We start from the raw sequence: 18,718 nt of genomic DNA, 5'->3' as shown, positions 1-18,718 counted from the left end.
CGTGCGGATCGGTGAGGATCCGTGCGGCGCGCGGATCCGAGAACTCCCCCTCTGTCATGAGCCTGAGAGCTTCGCCTGCGCGCGTGCGCGAGGGCTTTCACCGTCGGCGGATCCCGAGTCGTTTCACTCGGGATCGCTTTTCAGAGCGGCCGGATCTGCGCGGTGCGGTTACCTGAGAGATTGGCGGGGAGGCTTGCTCCTTCGGTGCCCGGCTGCGATCACCGGACTCTCCCGCGCGGACCATGCGGCCACGTGTTCAGTTTTCCTGCGCCATCCTACCGTGCGCGGCCCTCCTCGCGCGGTCGTCTTCCCGGGCGGACGCGGCGGGAACACCAGGGTCACCAGCACGACCGAGATGATCATCAGCAGGAACCAGCTGGACACCTTCGACAGCGACACGGGCTGCCAGCCGGCGACCTGATCCGGGTACAGCCACGCGCCACTCGCGGTGCCGATGTTCTCGGCCAGCCAGATGAACACCGCGACCCCGGCGAAGGGAAGCAGCAGCGGGATCCGCAGCGTGCGCCGCCATACCCGCGCGTGCATGACGGCGGGCAGCCAGAGCGCGACCACGAGGGCCGTGAGCACCCAGCGGAGATCCCAGATCCAGTGGTGGGTGAAGAAGTTCGCGTAGATCAGCACCGCGAGCACGACCGTCGCCCAGCGCGGCGGGTAGCGCAGGAAGGTCAGATCGAACAGGCGGTGGACGCGCACCATGTAGGAGCCGACGGCGGCGTACATGAAGCCGCTGAACAGCGGGACGGCCCCGATCCTCAGGACGCCGTCCGCTTCATAGGCCCAGGATCCGACGTCGGTCTTGAACAGCTCCATCGCCGTCCCGGTCACGTGGAACAGCATGATCACCCACAGCTCGCGGCCCGACTCCAGGCGCGTGGCGAGCATCGCCACCTGGATGAGCACCGCGATGAGCGTGAGCAGATCGTTTCGGGTGAGGGCGAGATCGCCCGGGTAGAGGGTGCGCACCAGCACGATCGCCACCAGCAGCGCCGCCCCGAACGCGCACGCCCAGGCCTGCTTGACGGGGAAGACCCCGGCCTCCACGAGAAGGCCGCGCACCCCGGTGGAGGGAGCGCTCGCGAGGATCCGGCGAGCGCGCGCGTCGATCCGCGCTTCGAGCCGTGTCGGCTGCTGCATGGCCCGACGCTATCGGCCGCTGCTCCCGGCCGCCTGGGAGTGCGCCGTAATGAGGTGGAGTTCGTGTCACTGCGACTATAAGATGGCGATCGGAGGTTAGAGTCAGCATGACCAGAAGCACCATCCCCGAGGACGGGATCCGCGTCGCGGTGTCGACCGTGATCCTGACCCTGCGCCGCGACGGCGGCCAGGCGCCTCGGCTCGCGCTGCCTCTCGTGCGCCGCACCCGCGACCCGCACGAAGGCGCCTGGGCCCTGCCCGGCGGCTGGCTCGATGCGCAGGAGAGCCTGGCGGTGGCAGCCGCACGCACGCTGGCCGAGACCACGGGACTGGCGCCGAGCTATCTGGAGCAGCTGTACGCCTTCGGCGCGGTGGACCGCTCGCCGAGCCGCGTGATCTCGGTGGTGTACTGGGCGCTCGTGCGCGAGGAGGAGGCGACCCGCGCGGTCGGCTCCGACCCCGAGAACGTGGCCTGGTTCGATGCGCAGGATCTGCCCGCGCTCGCCTTCGACCACGCGGACATCATCGAGTACGCGCTGTGGCGGCTGCGCAACAAGGCCGGCTACAGCCGCGTCGCCCAGGGCTTCCTTCCGCCGGAGTTCACCCTGGCCGACCTGCGGGAGGCGTACGAGACCATCCTCGGCCGCCGGCTCGACCCCGCGAACTTCCGCCGGCAGGTGGACGCGACGCGGACCCTCATCCCCACCAACGCGTTCCGGACGGGCAGCCATCGCCCCGCCCGGCTCTACCGCGACGCCGGCGACGCCGAGCTCGCGGACCGCGGGCCGCTCTCCCCGGAGGAGATCAGCACCGCGGGCCCTACCCGATCCCTCCCCGACCCGACCATCACCGAGACGAGCCCGTCATGACCCTCATCGATCCCTCCGTCGACCACGCGCTGCGCCTGATCGTCACCGGCGCCTCCACGGAGTCCACCTGCACGACCGACCTCGCCGCGGGTCCGTGGAACTTCGACGCGATCCCCGGCTACGGACCGGGATCCTCCATGGGCGACGTGATCCCGACCGGCGCCCCGCGCCAGGGCGAGTTGCCCGCCGCATATCGCGAGGCCGACGAGGCGGAGCTGCACGAGCGGATCCGCGCCGCCAAGGCGGCCCTCGGCGAGCGCGTCGTCGTGCTCGGCCACTTCTACCAGCGCGAGGAGGTCGTGCAGCACGCGGACTACGTCGGCGACTCGTTCCAGCTCGCGACCGCCGCGAAGGAGCACCAGGACGCCGAGGCCATCGTGTTCTGCGGCGTGCACTTCATGGCGGAGACCGCGGATCTGCTCTCCGGCGCCGACCAGGCCGTGATCCTGCCGAACCTCGCCGCCGGCTGCTCTATGGCGGACATGGCCGACATCGACCAGGTCGAGGAGTGCTGGGAGCAGCTCGCCGAGGTGTACGGGCCGCTCGACGTCGCCGACGAGGACGGACTCGTCCCGGTGATCCCGGTGACGTACATGAACTCCTCCGCCGCGATCAAGGGGTTCGTGGGCCGGCACGGCGGCATCGTGTGCACCTCGTCGAACGCGCGCACGGTGCTCGAGTGGGCGTTCGCCCGCGGTCGGCGGGTGCTCTTCTTCCCCGACCAGCACCTGGGGCGCAACACCGCCAAGGCGATGGGCGTGCCTCTGGAGCAGATGCCCATGTGGAACCCGCGCCGCCCGTTCGGCGGCTCGTCCGCGGTCCAGCTGCAGGAGGCGCGGGTGATCCTGTGGCACGGGTTCTGCTCGGTGCACCGCCGCTTCACGGTCGCCCAGATCGAGCAGGCCCGCGCCGAGCACCCCGGCGTGCGCGTGATCGTGCACCCGGAGTGCCCGATGGAGGTCGTGGACGCCGCCGACGAGGCCGGATCCACCGACTACATCCGCAAGGCCATCGCCGCCGCCACGGAGCCCACGACCTTCGCCGTCGGCACCGAGATCAACCTCGTCCGCCGGCTCGCCGCGCAGTATCCGCAGCACGAGATCTTCTGCCTGGATCCGGTGGTCTGCCCCTGTTCGACGATGTACCGGATCCACCCGGGCTACCTGGCCTGGGTGCTCGAGGAGCTCGTCGCGGGCCGCACCCCGAACCGCATCACGGTGCCGGCCGATGTCGCAGACCCCGCACGGGTCGCGCTGGAGCGGATGCTCGCAGCGAAGCCTCCGGTGGCGGCCGCCGAGCCCGTCGAAGGGGCCTGATGAGCGCCCGTGGCGGGCTCCGCGTGCTGGTGATCGGCGGCGGGATCGCCGGTCTCACCGCGGCGCTGCACGCGCACGAGGCGGGCCACCGCGTCGAGGTGGTCGTCAAGGACGCGCTCGGCGACGGCGCGACCGCGCTCGCCCAGGGCGGGATCGCGGGCGCGTACGGGGCGGGCGACTCCCCCGCCGCGCATGCCGAGGACACCCTCACCGCGGGCGCCGGCCTCTCCGACCCGGCCGCCGTGGACGTGCTCGTCGGCGACGCAGCGGCGCGGGTCGCCGAGCTCGTCGCGCGCGGCGTGCCCTTCGACCGCGACGCGGCCGGGGCGCTGCGGCTGGGGCTCGAGGCGGCGCACTCCGCGGCGCGCATCGCGCACGCCGGCGGCGACGCCACCGGGGCCGCGATCTCCGCGGCGCTGTGCGCGCGCGTGCGGGAGGCGGGGATCCGGGTCCGCGAGCACGCGGTGCTCGTCGACCTCGTGGTCTCCGACGGCGCCGTGCGCGGCGCGCGGATCCTCGTGGGCGGGCGCATCGAGGAGGTCGCCGCGGACGCGGTGATCCTCGCGACGGGCGGCGCCGGGCAGCTGTTCCAGCACACGACCGCTCCCGCGGTCTGCACGGGCGACGGGATCGCCGCGGCGCTGCGCGCCGGAGCGGCCGTCGCGGATCTGGAGTTCGTGCAGTTCCATCCGACGATCCTGGCGTCGGCCGGGCCGGCGTTCCTGATCTCCGAGGCCGTGCGCGGCGAGGGCGCGATCCTCATCGACGACGAGGGCCGCCGGTTCGTCTTCGACGCGCACCCCGACGGCGAGCTCGCGCCCCGCGACGTCGTGGCCCGGGCCATCGTGCGCCGCGCCGCCGAGCAGGGCGGGCCGGTGCGCCTGGACGCCACGGCGCTCGGCGCCGACCGGCTGGCAGCGCGCTTCCCGACGATCGACCGGGTCACCCGCGAGCGCGGCTTCGACTGGGCGCACGAGCCGATCCCGGTGACCCCGGCTGCGCACTACCTCATGGGCGGCGTCGTCACCGACACCGCAGGGCGCACCACCCTGCCAGGCCTGTTCGCCGTAGGTGAGTGCGCTCGCACCGGTGTGCACGGCGCGAACCGCCTGGCGTCGAACTCGCTGCTCGAGGGCGCCGTGTTCGGTGCCAGGGCCGCCGCAGCGCTCGGGAAGCCCTGGCCGACGCCGGCTGCCGGGATCCTGAACGCGCTCGCCGAGCCTCACCCGGTCTCTGAGCCTCACCCGGCCCCTGAGTTCGTGCACTCGGCCCCTGAGCTCGTGCACTCGGCCCCTGAGCTCGTCGAAGGGGCGCCGCGCCCCGGCGACACGCGCAGCGACCGGGAGACCCCGGATCCCTTCTCCCGTGCAGCGCTCCAGGCCCTGATGTGGGACCACGTCGGCCCCCTGCGCACCGCCGAGGGGCTCAGCGAGGCCCTCGGCACGATCCGCGGCTGGCGCGCCTCCGCCGCACCGACGAGGACCGGCGTGGAAGACCGCAACCTGCTCCTCGTCGCCGAGGCGATGACCGCGGCCGCCCTCGCTCGACCGGTGTCGGTCGGCGCCCACCACCTCGAACCCTCCCCCGCCCTGATCGGAGCCCGATGATCACCCCCGCCGTCCTGAACCGCGTCGTCGGCGCCGCCCTCGAAGAGGACGCCCCCTGGGGCGACCTCACCAGCACCGCGCTGCTGCCCGCCGACGCCACGGCGACCGCCGACCTGGTCGCGCGAGAGCCGGGCGTGCTGGCCGGCGGCGACGTGTTCGCCACGGCCTTCCGTCTCACGGATCCCGCGACGGTCGTCGATCTGCACTTCGCCGACGGCGACGCCTTCGAGGCCGGCGACGTGCTCGCGACCGTCACCGGATCCGCGCGGAGCGTGCTCACCGCCGAGCGGGTGGCGCTCAACTTCACCCAGCGCCTCAGCGGCATCGCGACGCTCACCGCCGCGTACGTCGCCGCGGTCGACGGCGCGGGGCCGGACGGGAAGCAGGTGCGCATCGCCGACACCCGCAAGACCACGCCGGGGCTGCGCGCGTTCGAACGGCACGCCGTGGTCGCCGGCGGCGGGCGCAACCACCGCTTCTCGCTCTCGGACGCCGTGATGGCCAAGGACAACCACCTCGCCGTCCTGACGCGCGGGGGCCGCGACGTCGCGACGGCGCTCCGTGAGGCCATCGCGACGCTCCCGCACACCACGCACGTCGTCGTGGAGGTCGACCGGCTCGACCAGATCCCCGCGGTCCTGGAGGGCGGGGCCGACACGGTGCTCCTGGACAACTTCTCCCTGGACGACCTGCGCGCCGGCGTCGCCCTCATCGACGGCCGCGCCACCGCGGAGGCGTCAGGCGGCGTGAACCTCGACACCGTGCGCGCGATCGCCGGCACCGGGGTCGACGTCATCTCGGTGGGCGCGCTCACGCATTCCGCGCGTGCTCTCGACCTCGGGCTCGACGTCCGGATCGACGGGCCATGACCGCTCCCCTGTATCTCGACCACGCGGCGACCTCGCCCGTGCGCGGCGAGGTGCTCGAGGCGATGGCGCCGTACCTCACCCGGGACTTCGGCAACCCGTCCAGCCACCATACCGTCGGCGAGTCCGCGGCCGCCGCGCTGGAGGATGCCCGCGCCCGCGTCGCGCGCCTGATCGGCATGCGCACGGGGGACATCGTCTTCACCGCCGGCGGCACCGAGGCGAACAACCTCGCGGTGAAGGGGATCGTGCTCGCCGCGCTCGCCGGGAAGGTGCGGCCGGACGCCGCGAGCGGCGCGACCGGCGCGACCGGAGGCGCGCGGCCGCCCGAGACCGACCACGCGCCGACGCACGTCATCACGACGCCGATCGAGCACGAGTCGATCCTGGAGTCGGTGCACTACCTCGAGCGCTTCCACGGCGTCGCCACGACGTTCGTCGCCGTGGACGGCGCCGGGCGGGTGGATCCCGCGGCCGTCGCCGCCGCGATCCGCCCCGGAACAGCCCTGATCTCGGTCGGGCACGCCAACAACGAGATCGGCACGATCCAGGACGTCGCGGGGATCGTCGCCGCGGCGGCGCCGACGCGCGTGCCCGTGCACGTCGACGCCGTGCAGTCCGCGGGGTGGCTCCCGCTGGCCGGCATCGGGGCCGACGCGATCACGATCGCCGGGCACAAGCTCGGCGCGCCCAAGGGCATCGGCGTCCTCGGCGTGCGCGGCCGGGTGCCGCTCGAGCCCCTCGTGCACGGCGGCGGGCAGGAGCGCGGCCGGCGCTCGGGCACCGAGAACGTCGCGGGCGCCGTGGCGCTGGCCACCGCGCTCGAGCTCGCCGAGGCGGAGCGCGCGGAGGCCGCCGCCCGGGTCGGCGCCGAGTCCGCGCGGTTCATCGCGGGGGTGCTGGCCGCGGTGCCTTCCGCACGGCTCACCGGCGATCCCGTGCGACGGCTGCCGGGCACCGCGAGCTTCGTGTTCCCCGAGGTCTCCGGCGAGTCCGTGCTGCTGGAGCTGGAGCGCCGCGGGGTCGTCTCCTCCAGCGGATCGGCGTGCGCGGCCGGCAGCGACGAGCCCTCGCATGTGCTGCTGGCGTGCGGCCTCCCGCCCGCGGTCGCCCAGACCTCGGTCCGGTTCACGCTCGGTCGCGCGGGCCTTCCCGGCGACGCTCCGGAGCGGCTGGCGGCTCTCGTCGCCGACGCCGTGTCGGCGGTGCGCGCGTAGCGGGAGCGCTTTGCGCGCGGTCGGAAATCGGCGGAGGGATCGCGTGTCGCGACAGGATCCGTCCGGATCCACCCCCGACCCGCCCACATCCCTCCGGGCTTTCCGACCCGGACCCCGCCCTCGTACCCGTGCTCCGCTCCTAGACTGGCGAGGTGCCCGCCCCGCTCGTGACCGTGATCGTGCCCGGTCGCGACATCGCCGCCTTCGCGCCGGCCGCGCTCGACTCGCTGCGCGCGCAGACGCTGCCCTCCTGGCGCGCGATCCTCGTCGACGACGGATCCGTCGATGACACCGGGCGGATCTTCGACGCCGCGGCGAGCGCCGATGCGCGCTTCACGGTCCTGCGCCACACCGAGGCACGCGGTCTCGGCGGTGCCCGCAACGCCGCGCTCGACCTCGTCGACACCGAATACCTCGGCTTCCTCGACGGCGACGACGAGCTCGCCCCCACCGCCCTGGAGCGGATGACCGGAACGCTCGCGGCGACCGGCAGCGACTTCGTGGCGGGCGCCTACGTGCGCTCCCGCTGGGACGGCGAGCGCTACGTGCCCGGGCGGGTGCAGCCGTGGGTCGCGGCGGCGACGGATCCGGAGCGCCTCGGCACGACGATCTTCGCGCATCCGGCCGCCTCTGCGAACATCGTGGCCTGGTCCAAGCTCAGCCGCACCGCGTTCTGGCACGGGCTGCGCTTCCCCGAGGGCGTCGCATACGAGGACCAGATCGTGGCGCAGCGCATGTACACCACCGCGCGCGCCTTCGACGTGATCCCCGACGTGATCGTGCAATGGCGGCTCAGAGCCGACGGCTCGTCGATCACCCAGGGCAAGGACCGCCTGCCGGTGCTCCGTGACTACCTCGCAGCGCTGCGCGGCGGAATCGCCGTGCTGCACGAGGCGGGCGCGCACGCCGCGGTGACCGCTAGGCTCGAGCTCATCCTCGCGATGGACGTGCCGCCGCTCCAGGAGATCGCCGGCACCCACTCCGACCCCGCCTATCCTGCGGCGGTCCGGGCGTTCCTGGACGAACTCGAGGCACTCCCCGAGTTCGCGGACGCCCGTGTCGATCCCGCACTCGCCGCCGCACTGCGCTGGTAGCCCGGGGGCCCGCTCCCGCATGCCGGCGCGGGCGTGCGCGGCGTCTCCCAGAATCAGGACCACCATGAACGCCTACCTCTCCGAACTCTTCTCGCTCGACGGCCGCACCGCCGTCGTGACCGGCGGAAGCTCCGGCATCGGCCGCGGCATCGCGACCGCGCTCGCCCGCGCCGGAGCCGCCACCGTGATCGTGGCCCGAGGCGCCGACCGCATCGACGACACGGTGCGCGAGCTCACGGATGCCGGATGCCGCACCGCCGGCGTCGTCGGCGACCTCGGCACCCGCGACGGCATCCGCGCGGCCGCGGAGGCCGCGGCCGCGCCGTTCGGCGAACCGGACATCCTCGTGAACTCCGCCGGCATCAACATCCGGCCCGCCTTCGGCGACATCACCGAGGACGACTGGGACGCCACGATGACGGTGAACGCCCTGGCGCCGTTCCTGCTCGGCCAGCGGTACGCGCCCGGGATGGCGGAGCGCGGCTACGGGCGGCTCATCCACATCAGCTCGCAGCAGGCGCACCGCGCCTTCGTCGGCAGCGGGATCTACGGCGTCTCGAAGGGCGCGGTCGAATCGCTCATGCGCTCGGAGGCGGAGGCCTGGGGCGGCACCGGGGTCACCAGCAATACGCTCGTGCCCGGCTTCGTGCTCACCCCGCTCAACGCGCGCCTGCAGGAGGATCCGGAGCGCATCGCCGCCCTCGCGGCGCGGACGATGATCGGCCGCAACGGCCTGCCCTCCGACTTCGCCGGCGCAGCGGTGTTCCTCGCCGGCGCCGGATCCGCGTACGTCACCGGGCATTCGCTCTTCGTCGACGGCGGGATGAGCGCGCACTGAGCACTCCCCGAGTCCGGAACTCCGTCGGGGGCCGCCTGTTCGCGGTGCCCCGGCGGAGTCTCGGACCGGGACGCGGTGTTCCCGATCCCCGGCGAACCCCGCCGGACCGGTCAGGCGGAGCGGACGTCCGTGTCGATCCGCGCCGCGGCGACCTGCTGGGCGGCGAGGTCGGCGTACAGCCCGCCCTGGGCGAGCAGCTCCGCGTGGGTGCCCGATTCGACGATCCGCCCGTCCTGGACGACGTGGATGACGTCGGCGCCGATCACGGTGGACAGCCGATGCGCGATCGTGAGCGTGGTGCGGCCCTTCGCCGCCTCGTCCAGCGCCTCCTGCACGACCCGCTCCGAGACCGTGTCCAGCGCCGAGGTCGCCTCGTCCAGCAGCAGCACCGGCGGATCCTTCAGCAGCACGCGCGCGATCGCGATCCGCTGCTTCTCACCGCCGGACAGGCGATAGCCGCGCTCCCCCACGACCGTGTCGTAGCCGTTCTCGAACCCTGCGATGACGTGGTGGATGTTGGCCGCCGTGCACGCCGCGACGAGCTCCTCGTCCGTGGCGTCGGGCTTCGCGTAGAGCAGGTTCTCCCGGATGGTCGCGTGGAACAGGTACGTCTCCTGCGACACGATGCCGATCTCGTCGATGATCGACTCCTGGGTGAGGGTGCGCACGTCGGCGCCGTCGAACAGCACCTGACCCCCGGTCGCCTCGTACAGGCGCGGCGCGAGGTACAGGATCGTCGTCTTGCCCGCGCCGGACGGCCCCACGAAGGCGACGTGCTGCCCCGGCTCCGCCGTGAACGAGATCCCCTGCAGCGTGTCGCGCGCCGCCGGAGACGCATCGGGGTAGCGGAAGCGCACGTCGCGGAACTCGAGCTGGCCGCGCGGGCCGGGAGCCGCGGTCGCCGGCAGGGCGTCGGGCGCATCCTGGATCTGGGGCACGAGGTCGAGGTACTCGAAGATGCGGGCGAACAGGGCGCGAGAGGTCTGCACCTCGAGCGCGACGCGCATGAGCCCGATGAGCGGCATGAGCAGGCGCGCCTGCACGGTCGTGAAGGCGACGATGGCGCCCGCGGTGATGGATCCGGTGCCGCCCGCGACGAGGAATCCTGCCACCAAGTAGATGATGGCCGGCACGCTGGACATCAGCACCGACACGACGGCGAAGAAGCCTTGACCGCTCATCGCCTGTCGCACCTGCAGCCGGATCTGCGTGCGGTTCTGCGCCTGATAGCGGGCCGACTCGGAGCGCTGGCGGTTGAACGACTTGGAGAGCAGGATCCCCGAGACGCTCAGAGTCTCCTGCGTGATCGCCGTCAGCTCCGACAGCGACTCCTGGGTCTGGCCGGCGATGCGCGCGCGCACCTGCCCGACGCGGCGCTGCACGAGCACCAGGATCGGCATGACGCACACGGCGATGATGGTCAGCCGCCAGTCCAGCAGGATCATCGCGACGAGCGATGCGATCACCGTCACGGTGTTGCCCAGGATGCTCGTCACGGTGCTGGTGAGCACGCCGGAGACGCCGCCGACGTCGTTCTGCAGCCGGGACTGGATGACGCCCGTCTTGGTGCGGGTGAAGAAGCCCAGCTCCATGGCCTGCAGGTGCTCGAACAGGCGCACCCGGAGATCCCCGGTGACGCTGTTGCCGACCGTGGAGGTCAGCCAGGTCTGCACCACGCCGAGCCCCGAGGACAGCAGGTAGAGCCCGATCATCGCGACCACGAGCAGGACGAGCAGATCCAGTCGCGGCGCGCTCGCGCCATACGGGAACAGCGCGTCGTCGAACACGCGCTGCACGAGCAGGGGCGGGATGACGCCCAGAGCGGCGCCGAGGATCACGAGCAGGCCGGTGACCAGGATCCGCCCCTGATAGGGACGGAACAGGGCGACGACGCGGCGCCCGAGGTCGGGGATGCGCGGGGCCTCCGCGTTCTGCCGGCGCTGCGCCTCCTCGTCGACCGGTCGTGCACCGCGCATGCCGCCCATCCTCACCATCATGCTCATGAGCTCACCCCTGCCCGCCGCGGGTCGCCTGCACCCTCGGCACCTCGCAAGCGTATGTCCCCGCAGCGATGCCCTGGCTGTGGCGACCGTCCCGTCCGCTCACGGCGCAACGCGCCGAGGTCGTGTCTCGCGCTGCCGAGAGCAGCGCCGAGCGCCCGCCGGGAATGGAATGTCCGACCCTGTGGTTACGCTGAGAGTCGCCGGCGTCGCCGCCGCACCACATCCCCCCTTTTCGCCCCCGCAGAGCCGGAGGAACACATGTCCGCCATCGAAACCGGATCCGTGCCGACCAGCGCCGGGTCCTCCCTCATCCCCCGCCGAGACATGGCGGTCATCTGGGTGCTGCTCGCCGCGGCGTTCGTCGCCATCCTCAACGAGACGACGATGAGCATGGCGATCCCGCACCTCATCGACGACCTGCACATCACGCCGCTCGACGCGCAGTGGGTGACGAGCGCGTTCATGCTCACCATGGCCGTCGTGATCCCCACCACGGGCTTCCTGCTGCGGCGGTTCAGCACGCGGCAGATGTTCCTCGGCGCACTCGTGCTGTTCTCCGCGGGAACGCTCCTCGCGGCGGTGGCGATCGGGTTCCCGATGCTGCTGCTGGCCCGCGTGGTGCAGGCCTCGGGCACGGCGATCATGATGCCGCTGCTCATGACCACGCTGATGAACCTGGTGCCCGCGCAGAGCCGCGGCCGGATGATGGGTCGCGTCAGCACCGTCATCTCCCTCGCGCCCGCGATCGGGCCGACGCTCTCCGGCTTCCTGCTCGACCACTTCAGCTGGCGTGCGATCTTCGTGGTCGTGCTGCCCATCGCCCTCGTCGCGATGTTCATCGGGTGGCGCTGGCTGACGAACGTGGGCGAGCGCACCGACGCCCCTCTCGATGTGTTCTCCGTCGTGCTGAGCGCGTTCGGCTTCGGCGGGCTCGTGTTCGGCCTCAGCCAGGTCGGCGCGCTCGCGGGCGGCGGCGGGTCGCCGGCGCCGCTGGTGATCTCGCTCGTCGTCGGCGTGCTGGGGCTGGTGGCGTTCCTGTGGCGTCAGGTGGTGCTGCAGCGCAAGGACGATGCACTGCTCGACCTCCGCGTCTTCGCCTCGCGCGACTTCACCCTCTCGATGCTGCAGATGTTCCTGCTGTCGCTCGCGTTCTTCGGCACGATCACGGTGATCCCGCTGTTCCTGCAGAAGGCGCTGGGACTGGAGAGCACCGAGGCCGGGCTCGTGGTGCTGCCGGGCGCCCTCGCGATGGGTCTGCTGGGTCCGGTCATCGGTCGCATCTACGACGCCCGCGGCACCAAGATCCTGCTCATCCCCGGATCGATCCTCGCGGCCGCGACGCTGTGGTTCTACACGACGCTCACTCCCACGACGCCGGTCTGGATCGTGCTGATCGCGCAGACCCTGCTGTCGGTGGGGCTGGCGCTGTCGTTCACGCCGCTGTTCACGGCCTCTCTGGCCTCGCTGTCGCCGAAGTTCTACTCCTACGGCAGCGCGGTCATCGGTACCGTGCAGCAGGTGGCGGGCGCGGCGGGCATCGCCGTGATGATGGCCGTCTTCACCCTCATCGTGAACGGACAGGGCGGCACCACGGTGCCGACGGCGGTCGCCGCCGGCTCGCGGGCGACGTTCATCATCGGCGCGGTCATCGCGACCGTGACCATCGTCGGCGCGTTCATCATCCGCAAGCCGGAGGACCAGCCGCACGGCGAGTTCGCTCCCGAGGAGAGCGCCGCGCCCGCCGCGCACTGACCGCAGGCACTCCCCGGCGCGGGATCAATCCTTCGCGCCGGGGAGGCGGCAGGCGCCGTCGACGCAGAGGCCGACGTCGAGCGCGTCGAGGCCGGGAAGCAGGGTCAGGCTCGGAGCATTCCCCGGCCCCGGACGCTCTGCGTCCGCGGGGCCCTGCTGCTCGGATCCGGCTGCGGTGGTCATCCTTCGATGGTACGCCTGCCTGCGCGGACCGGCGCCGCCCGGGCCGCCTGAGCCGACGGACCGCGCCCAGGTGGGAAGAACCTCCGAATCCGGCCGAAACGCCGCAGCGCGGTTGAGAGCTCGGCCCGGACGAGGAATCGTGGCCCGGACATGCCGTGACCGCGGTATGACCGAAACCGGAAGGAGTGCCTCGTGCTCACCTTGACCGACAACGCCACCGCGCTGGTCACCACGCTCGTCCGTCGTCGCACCGACACGGAGGGCGCGGGCCTGCGCATCCACACGGCCGACGCACCGGCGCAGACGGGCGAGCCCCGTCTGGCCGCCGACGTGGTCGTCGCGCCGGAGCCGGATGATCAGATCCTGGATCTGCCCGGCGCCCCGGTCTTCCTGGAAGGGGAGGCCGCCATCGTCCTGGACGACAAGGTCCTGGATGCGAACGTGAACGAGGAGGGCGCCGTGTCGTTCTCCCTTCTGCCGCAGGCCGTCTGACGGTCCTGCGCCCGGGCTCGGGTGGTCGGCTCCTCGCCGTCCGCCCGAGCCTTTCTTCATGCCAGGGCCGTGCTCATCCGAGCAGGTGCGGCGATCACGTGGCGCGGTCCCGCCGGCGCGTCACTCCAGCGCGGTCACCCCAGTCCGGTGACGAGGTTGATGATCGTGCCGAGGATCAGCGCACCGAACACGTAGGCGATCGTGGTCTGCGCGATGACCAGCCGTCGGATCGCATTGCGGGTGACGTTCGTGTCGGCGACCTGATACGTCATCCCGAGCCCGACCGAGAAGTACACGAAGTCGGTGTACTGCGGATCCTCGGACTGGTTGAACATGATCCCGCGGGATCCGTCGTAGTAGAGCTTCGCGTACCGCAGCATGTAGTCGGTCTGGATGAGCGCCCAGGAGGCTGCGACACTCAGCACCGCGATCCCGGCGAGCGCGAACTGCGTCCACCCCGCCGCGTGCCGTGCCTCGAGCACCACCACCAGGACCGCGGCGATGCTCACGAAGCTGCCGGTGACGGCGATCAGTCGCGCGATCCGACGCCCCGGGTCCTCCTCGGTGGCGTGCGCGCGGGTCTGCTCTGCGTCCATGCGCCAGGTGACGAGCAGGATCCACACCGTGCTGACGAGCGCCAGCGCGCCCCACGCCGCGAGCAGCCCGGCCGCGAGGCCCAGAAGCGGCGTGACGATGAACCCCACGACGATGCCGACCAGGACCGCGACGGGCGTGCGCACGCGCCACCCATGGCTCAGAGGAAGCGAACTCACTTCGGCATGCTATCCCGGGCGTCGCCTCAGGGCCGGGGAGGGCTCGGACTGGCAGTGAGGGCAGAGCTGCGCCGAGGCGCCTCCGAACACGCGGTCCACGATCGTGGTGCCGCACACCGGGCAGGCCTCTCCGCCGCGGCCGTGCACGGCCATCGCCGCCACCTTGGCCTGCTTCAGCCGATCCGGCGGCAGGCCCCGCCGATCCGCCGCGGCGCCGCGCAGCACGTCGACCGTCGCCTCGAACAGCCGCTGGCGCTCGTCGCCGTCGAGCACCGCCGCGTGCCGGGTGGGCGCGATCCGAGCGCGATGCAGGATCTCGTCGGAGTACGCGTTCCCGATGCCCGCGAGCGACGTCTGTTCCTGGAGCAGCGCCTTGATCTGCTTGCGCCGCGTGCCCAGCGCACGTTCGAACTCGTCCTGGCTGAAGTCTTCGTCCAGCGGATCCGGCCCCAGCCCGGCGATACCGGAGAGGTCGGCGGGAGCGTCGACGACGGACGTGGTGACGGCGAGGAAGTCCCCCGTGTCGACGATCTGCATCGCCGCGCCGTCGTCCAGCCCGATCCGCGCGACCTCCGGCACGGCTTCGTCACCGGGCGGTTCATCGGGCGCATGCCACCGGATCCACCCGTTGCGCCCGAACCCGAGCATCAGCCAGCCCGCCGTGGTGTCGAATCCGACGTGCTTGCCGAACCGCTGCAGGCCGTCGATGCGCGCACCGACGAGCGAACCCGGCGGCCGGCCCCGCGTCTTCACGATGCGGAACTCCGCGACGTCGATCTCGGCGATCTCACGGCCGACCACCCGCTCATCGAGGAACTCGACGAGCGCCTGCACCTCCGGCGACTCAGGCATGAGCCCATCCTCGCACCGGGTGCGGACATCCGCTCAGCGGGTTCGGACCAGTGCGACCTCGTCGTGGCGTGCGACGGCGAACTCCTGCCCCGGGTAGCGGAGCCCGGCGAAATACATGTTCGTGTGCGCGACGATCTGCGCGCCGGAGATCGTCACGCCGTCCGCCGTGGCGTCCACGGTCGTGTGCGCGTCTCGCACGAGCGTCACGTCGTACCCCTCCGCCGCCGCGCGCTGCGTGGTGGTGCGGACGCAGAAGTCGGACTGCGCCCCGGCGACGACCAGCCGCGTCGCACCGAGGTCGTCGAGCACCGTGCGCAGGTCCGTCTCGGCGAACGCGTCGCGGTAGCTCTTGCGGACGAGAGGCTCGCCCTCGGCGCGCTCGAGCGGCGCGGCGAGCTCCCAGTCCGCGGTGCCCACGCCGACCGGGTCGTGGTGCACCCAGACCACGGGAACGCCTTCGCGGCGGGCCCGCCGCACGAGCGCGTCGGTCCGCGACAGCACGCCCTCCTCGTCGAAGCATCCGGGCAGCACGCCCGCCTGCATGTCGATCACGAGAACGACAGTGCCCGCGTCCGGCTGTGCGGCCTCCACGCGCATCAGTCCCAGGCCAGGTAGTCCTCGATGGCGAACGCGGTGTCGACCGGGTCGCTCACCGGGAACAGGTGGCCGCCGCCTTCGATGGTCACGACACTGGTCCGCTCCGGAGCGGCCTTGCGCAGCTTCTCGCCGTTCGCCGGCGGCATCACGTCGTCCTCGGATCCCTGGATGATGAGGACCGGCACCGACGGGGCGAGCGGAACGTCGACGTCCTCGACGCCGAGCAGCAGCACGCCGAGAGCGCGGTCCGTGCGCTTCGCCGACAGGACGCGCGCGACCGTGCCGCCGACGCCGTGGCCGCCGATCCAGGTCGCCCCGATCCCGACGTGGTCCATGACGTCGCTCGCGTCCTGCACGCGCTCCTCGAGGGTCGCCTCGTCATCGGCGCGGCTTCCGATCCGCAGCACGCGGATCCCCTCGCCGGCGAGGATGTGCGCGACCGAGCCGAGCGCGCCGCCCTCCAGCCCGCGTCCGGGGATCAGCACCAGAACCGGACCGTCGCCCTCGGACATCTCGTCGACATAGGGGATCGCGCGGCCATCGGGTTCGAAGATGCTGTGGTTCTCGGTAGTCACCGAGCCATCGTATCGAGTGTCACCAGAGCCTTCACCGCTCGCGCCGTCCCGTCTACGGCAGACAGGTGCTCACCCTCCGGGTATCGTGGCGACCATGCTGATCGTGGGATCCGTCGTCATCCGCGTCGATGATCTCGAGCGGCAGAAGGCGTTCTGGACGGCCGCGCTGGACTACGTGGTCCGCGAGCCGCACGACGACGACTTCGTGGTGCTGCAGTCGCGCGACGGGCGCGGGCCGAACCTGTCCCTGGACACGATGCCGAGCGAGCGGATCCTTCCGCCGCGCATCCATCTCGACCTCTACGCCGAAGATCAGGCCGCGGAGGTCGCCCGGCTCTCCGGCCTCGGCGCCCGCGAAGTGCACTGGTCCGGCAGGCCGGCGGATGCGGATTACGTGATCATGGAGGATCCGGAGGGCAACCGCTTCTGCGTCATCGATGCCGGCGAGCGGGCTCAGCCGACGTGATCGTCCGCGTCGGGCTCGGCGCGCAGCAGATCGGCGATCTCCTCCTCCGGTCGCGGAGCGACGTTCTCGTCCGCCTCGAGCTCGGGGATGCTCGGCTCCCCCGGCCCTGGAACATGTGCGGGTACGGACCGCTCATCGGTGTCGGTCATGGGCGCGCCTCCTCGGGAAGACACAGCCAGAGTACGCCTGCGCGCAGCGCGCCGGCACGCGGGTCAGTCGAGCGGACGCTTCAGGCCTACGTGCGCCGTCCGATAGCCGAGCCCGGTGTAGAAGGCGCGCGCCCGGTCCCGGGCCTCGTCGGTGGTCACCTGGGCGAGCGTCGCCCCACGGGACCGCCCGAAGTCGTGCGCCCACTCCAGAATCGCCGTGCCGAGTCCCCGCGAACGCTCGGCGGGCGCGACGCGCAGACCCTCGATCTGCAGCCGCGTGGATCCTCCGCGCGAGAGCCCGGGGATCACGGTCAGCTGCACGGTGGCCACGATGCGACCGGCGTCGTCGCGCACCACCCCGAGGAAGTTCGAGCGGTCGCGCATGACCGCGTTGTACGCGGACTCGTACCGGCCGAGCTCGGCGTCTTCGCGCTCCGCGCCGAAGGGGTCGTCGGCCAGCAACGCGGCGATCGCCTCGATGTCCGCCCTCTCCGCCCGCTCCATCCGGTACGTGCGGCCCGCCACGTGCAGGAGGCCCCTCACCGACGTCTTCGCCTCCGCCTGCAGCCGAGCCACGAGCAGGTCGAGCCACCGGCCGACATTGGCCCGCGCCTCTGCCGTGTCCGGATACCGGCACCGCAGGTGCAGACCGGACTCGTCGAGGATGAACCAGAGCATGACGCCGTCGGTGTCGATCGCCGCCCCGACGTATTGCGCGTCGAGTCCGACGGAGTCGATGCGCACCGGGAGCCGGCGCAGATCGAGCCAGGAGATCGCGAACATCCCCGGCGCGACCGGCATCCCGCCCCAGGGGGCGAGCACGTCGGCCAGCGGCCAGGACCCGAGCTGCACGGCCTCCTTGACGGCAGCGGCCGCTTCACGCGGCTCGGCGACCGCCGACTCCAGCACGGAGTTGGTGATGAACCAGCCCACGGAGTCGTGCCAGGTGTCCTCGTAGCGGCTGTGCACGGGGAAGATCGCCCGCAAGGGGGTGCCCGCGAGTTCTCGCGTGACCGCCGTCATGGCGACGACGGCCAGGGCCAGCGTCGAGACGCCGCTCTCCCGTGCCTGCGCCGCGAACGCCGCGCTGTCGTCGGGGTCCAGCACATCGCGCACCTCGACCCTCTCGCGATGCGCCTCGGGTGCGCCGAGCGGCAGCGGGAACCGCGGCATCGCCCCGCCGCTGTCGCGGATGATGTCGGCCCATCGTCGCCGCACCTCATCCGGCGCCGGATCGCGTTCGAGCAGCGAGCGGGTGTGGTCCACGAACGCGGCGACCGGCGCCGCCCAGGGATCCCGGCCGTCGCGCGCCGCGTCCAGCGCTGACAGGAGATCGCGGGCGATGACGAGCATCGACCACATGTCGACATGGGCATGATCGGATCCGATCACGACCGTGACGCCCGTCGCGTTCTCGAGGACGCACAGCCGATAGGACGGCCTGCGGTAGGGAGAACACGCCTCATCGAGCACGTCGCGTACGGCGTCGTTCACCGCCTGCCCGGGCAGGATCTCGTGCTCGACCCAGGATCCGGGACCGATCGCGATCTCATGCAGCCGGGGTCGACCTTCCTCGCCGGGAGCGAACGCGGTGCGCAGGGTGCCGTGACGTGCGATGACCGCCAGCCATGCGTCCGCGAGTTCATCCTTCGTCGCGCGATGCGGCAGCCGGAACGAGATCGCCATCCACGATCCCGGTCTGTCTCCGAGGCCGACGTGGATCCCCTGGTCGAAGGAGACCGGCAGGCGCGCGCCGAGCTCGGCGGCGCTGACGTCGTACTCCCAGAGCCGGCCGAACGGGAGGCGCAACTGCGTGACGTGGGTCAGACGCATGGGAGTACCCTAGCGTCCCGCTAGCCTGGCATCAGCGTCGGCTCTGCGGATCCGATAGGGACACCCGGTAGCGGAAGGAAC

19 protein-coding genes, 1 pseudogene and 2 riboswitches are annotated in these 18,718 nt (G+C 72.1%); of the genes and pseudogenes, 11 read left to right on the top strand and 9 right to left on the bottom strand.

From position 1 onward, the window contains the following. Positions 1–44 precede the first annotated feature (44 nt). Positions 45–149: riboswitch (glycine riboswitch) on the bottom strand. Between the two features lies 1 nt (position 150). Continuing rightward, positions 151–244, bottom strand: a riboswitch (glycine riboswitch). 36 nt (positions 245–280) lie between these two features. Further along, on the top strand, positions 281–421 hold the full coding sequence (locus AERO9AM_RS17630; protein WP_328821152.1) for a hypothetical protein: 141 nt from the start codon (positions 281–283) through the stop codon (positions 419–421). Here AERO9AM_RS17630 and AERO9AM_RS06880 read toward each other — a convergent pair. Continuing rightward, positions 409–1,155: pseudogene (locus AERO9AM_RS06880) on the bottom strand (DUF817 domain-containing protein); the annotation flags it as partial. The gene AERO9AM_RS17630 and the pseudogene AERO9AM_RS06880 overlap by 13 nt on opposite strands. 107 nt (positions 1,156–1,262) lie before the next feature. Here AERO9AM_RS06880 and AERO9AM_RS06875 point away from each other — a divergent pair. The 7 genes from AERO9AM_RS06875 to AERO9AM_RS06845 all read left to right on the top strand — a co-directional run bounded on the left by AERO9AM_RS06875 (position 1,263) and on the right by AERO9AM_RS06845 (position 8,962). Beyond that, positions 1,263–2,024, top strand: a complete 762-nt coding sequence (locus tag AERO9AM_RS06875) for an NUDIX hydrolase (RefSeq protein WP_159575471.1) — start codon at positions 1,263–1,265, stop codon at positions 2,022–2,024. After that, positions 2,021–3,340: a quinolinate synthase NadA gene (gene nadA / locus AERO9AM_RS06870; protein WP_159575470.1), complete on the top strand. Its 1,320-nt coding sequence runs from the start codon at positions 2,021–2,023 to the stop codon at positions 3,338–3,340. Before AERO9AM_RS06875 ends, nadA begins: the two co-directional genes overlap by 4 nt. Then, the gene (gene nadB / locus AERO9AM_RS06865) at positions 3,340–4,947 is read left to right on the top strand and encodes an L-aspartate oxidase (RefSeq protein ID WP_159575469.1); all 1,608 of its coding nucleotides are present in this window, start codon (positions 3,340–3,342) and stop codon (positions 4,945–4,947) included. Before nadA ends, nadB begins: the two co-directional genes overlap by 1 nt. Next, positions 4,944–5,816, top strand: coding sequence for a carboxylating nicotinate-nucleotide diphosphorylase (gene nadC, locus AERO9AM_RS06860; protein WP_159575468.1), 873 nt, complete (start codon positions 4,944–4,946; stop codon positions 5,814–5,816). The genes nadB and nadC overlap by 4 nt, the downstream gene beginning before the upstream one ends. Beyond that, the gene (locus tag AERO9AM_RS06855; RefSeq protein WP_159575467.1) at positions 5,813–7,030 is read left to right on the top strand and encodes a cysteine desulfurase family protein; all 1,218 of its coding nucleotides are present in this window, start codon (positions 5,813–5,815) and stop codon (positions 7,028–7,030) included. Before nadC ends, AERO9AM_RS06855 begins: the two co-directional genes overlap by 4 nt. 152 nt (positions 7,031–7,182) lie before the next feature. Beyond that, positions 7,183–8,124 (top strand): glycosyltransferase family 2 protein, encoded by a 942-nt coding sequence (locus AERO9AM_RS06850; protein WP_159575466.1) that lies wholly within the window; start codon positions 7,183–7,185, stop codon positions 8,122–8,124. Positions 8,125–8,188: 64 nt separating this feature from the next. Next, positions 8,189–8,962 (top strand): SDR family NAD(P)-dependent oxidoreductase, encoded by a 774-nt coding sequence (locus AERO9AM_RS06845; protein WP_159575465.1) that lies wholly within the window; start codon positions 8,189–8,191, stop codon positions 8,960–8,962. 110 nt (positions 8,963–9,072) lie between these two features. Here AERO9AM_RS06845 and AERO9AM_RS06840 read toward each other — a convergent pair whose 3' ends face one another. Then, positions 9,073–10,947 carry an ABC transporter ATP-binding protein gene (locus AERO9AM_RS06840; protein WP_159577418.1) on the bottom strand — a complete coding sequence of 625 codons (1,875 nt, stop codon included), beginning with the start codon at positions 10,945–10,947 and terminating at the stop codon, positions 9,073–9,075. Positions 10,948–11,223: 276 nt separating this feature from the next. On the opposite strand from AERO9AM_RS06840, the gene AERO9AM_RS06835 reads away from it, so the two are divergent. Further along, positions 11,224–12,717, top strand: coding sequence for an MDR family MFS transporter (locus AERO9AM_RS06835; RefSeq protein ID WP_159575464.1), 1,494 nt, complete (start codon positions 11,224–11,226; stop codon positions 12,715–12,717). A gap of 24 nt (positions 12,718–12,741) precedes the next feature. Here the strand turns inward: AERO9AM_RS06835 and AERO9AM_RS06830 are convergent, their stop codons facing one another. Next, a complete protein-coding gene (locus AERO9AM_RS06830; RefSeq protein WP_159575463.1) occupies positions 12,742–12,900 on the bottom strand; it encodes a hypothetical protein in 159 nt (52 codons plus the stop codon). A gap of 192 nt (positions 12,901–13,092) precedes the next feature. On the opposite strand from AERO9AM_RS06830, the gene AERO9AM_RS06825 reads away from it, so the two are divergent. Then, entirely contained in the window at positions 13,093–13,392 is a 300-nt protein-coding gene (locus tag AERO9AM_RS06825) for a Fe-S cluster assembly protein HesB (protein WP_159575462.1), read from the top strand. Positions 13,393–13,526: 134 nt separating this feature from the next. Here the strand turns inward: AERO9AM_RS06825 and AERO9AM_RS06820 are convergent, their stop codons facing one another. From AERO9AM_RS06820 to AERO9AM_RS06805, 4 genes are read right to left on the bottom strand one after another with little or no spacing between them, the layout of a single operon-like run. Further along, the gene (locus AERO9AM_RS06820; protein WP_236602518.1) at positions 13,527–14,165 is read right to left on the bottom strand and encodes a DUF1345 domain-containing protein; all 639 of its coding nucleotides are present in this window, start codon (positions 14,163–14,165) and stop codon (positions 13,527–13,529) included. A gap of 9 nt (positions 14,166–14,174) precedes the next feature. Continuing rightward, entirely contained in the window at positions 14,175–15,017 is an 843-nt protein-coding gene (locus AERO9AM_RS06815; protein ID WP_159575461.1) for an Fpg/Nei family DNA glycosylase, read from the bottom strand. A 33-nt stretch (positions 15,018–15,050) separates the two neighbouring features. Next, positions 15,051–15,614: an isochorismatase family protein gene (locus tag AERO9AM_RS06810; RefSeq protein ID WP_159575460.1), complete on the bottom strand. Its 564-nt coding sequence runs from the start codon at positions 15,612–15,614 to the stop codon at positions 15,051–15,053. Continuing rightward, positions 15,614–16,189 (bottom strand): alpha/beta fold hydrolase, encoded by a 576-nt coding sequence (locus AERO9AM_RS06805; RefSeq protein ID WP_236602517.1) that lies wholly within the window; start codon positions 16,187–16,189, stop codon positions 15,614–15,616. Before AERO9AM_RS06805 ends, AERO9AM_RS06810 begins: the two co-directional genes overlap by 1 nt. Positions 16,190–16,283: 94 nt before the next feature. On the opposite strand from AERO9AM_RS06805, the gene AERO9AM_RS06800 reads away from it, so the two are divergent. Beyond that, entirely contained in the window at positions 16,284–16,655 is a 372-nt protein-coding gene (locus AERO9AM_RS06800; RefSeq protein WP_159577415.1) for a VOC family protein, read from the top strand. On the opposite strand, the gene AERO9AM_RS06795 is transcribed toward AERO9AM_RS06800, so the two are convergent. Together AERO9AM_RS06795 and AERO9AM_RS06790 are read right to left on the bottom strand one after the other, a co-directional pair. Next, positions 16,643–16,804 carry a hypothetical protein gene (locus AERO9AM_RS06795; protein ID WP_201298597.1) on the bottom strand — a complete coding sequence of 54 codons (162 nt, stop codon included), beginning with the start codon at positions 16,802–16,804 and terminating at the stop codon, positions 16,643–16,645. The two genes, AERO9AM_RS06800 and AERO9AM_RS06795, sit on opposite strands and share 13 nt — an antisense overlap. Positions 16,805–16,867: 63 nt before the next feature. Further along, complete coding sequence (locus tag AERO9AM_RS06790) at positions 16,868–18,637, bottom strand: GNAT family N-acetyltransferase (protein WP_159575459.1); 1,770 nt, start codon at positions 18,635–18,637, stop codon at positions 16,868–16,870. Positions 18,638–18,718 lie beyond the last annotated feature (81 nt).

It is taken from the genome of Microbacterium sp. 8M (assembly GCF_902506375.1).
GTDB lineage: Bacteria > Actinomycetota > Actinomycetes > Actinomycetales > Microbacteriaceae > Microbacterium.
The sequence above is the reverse complement of the archived record's forward strand: the minus strand, read 5'-3'. Positions and strand labels throughout refer to the sequence as shown.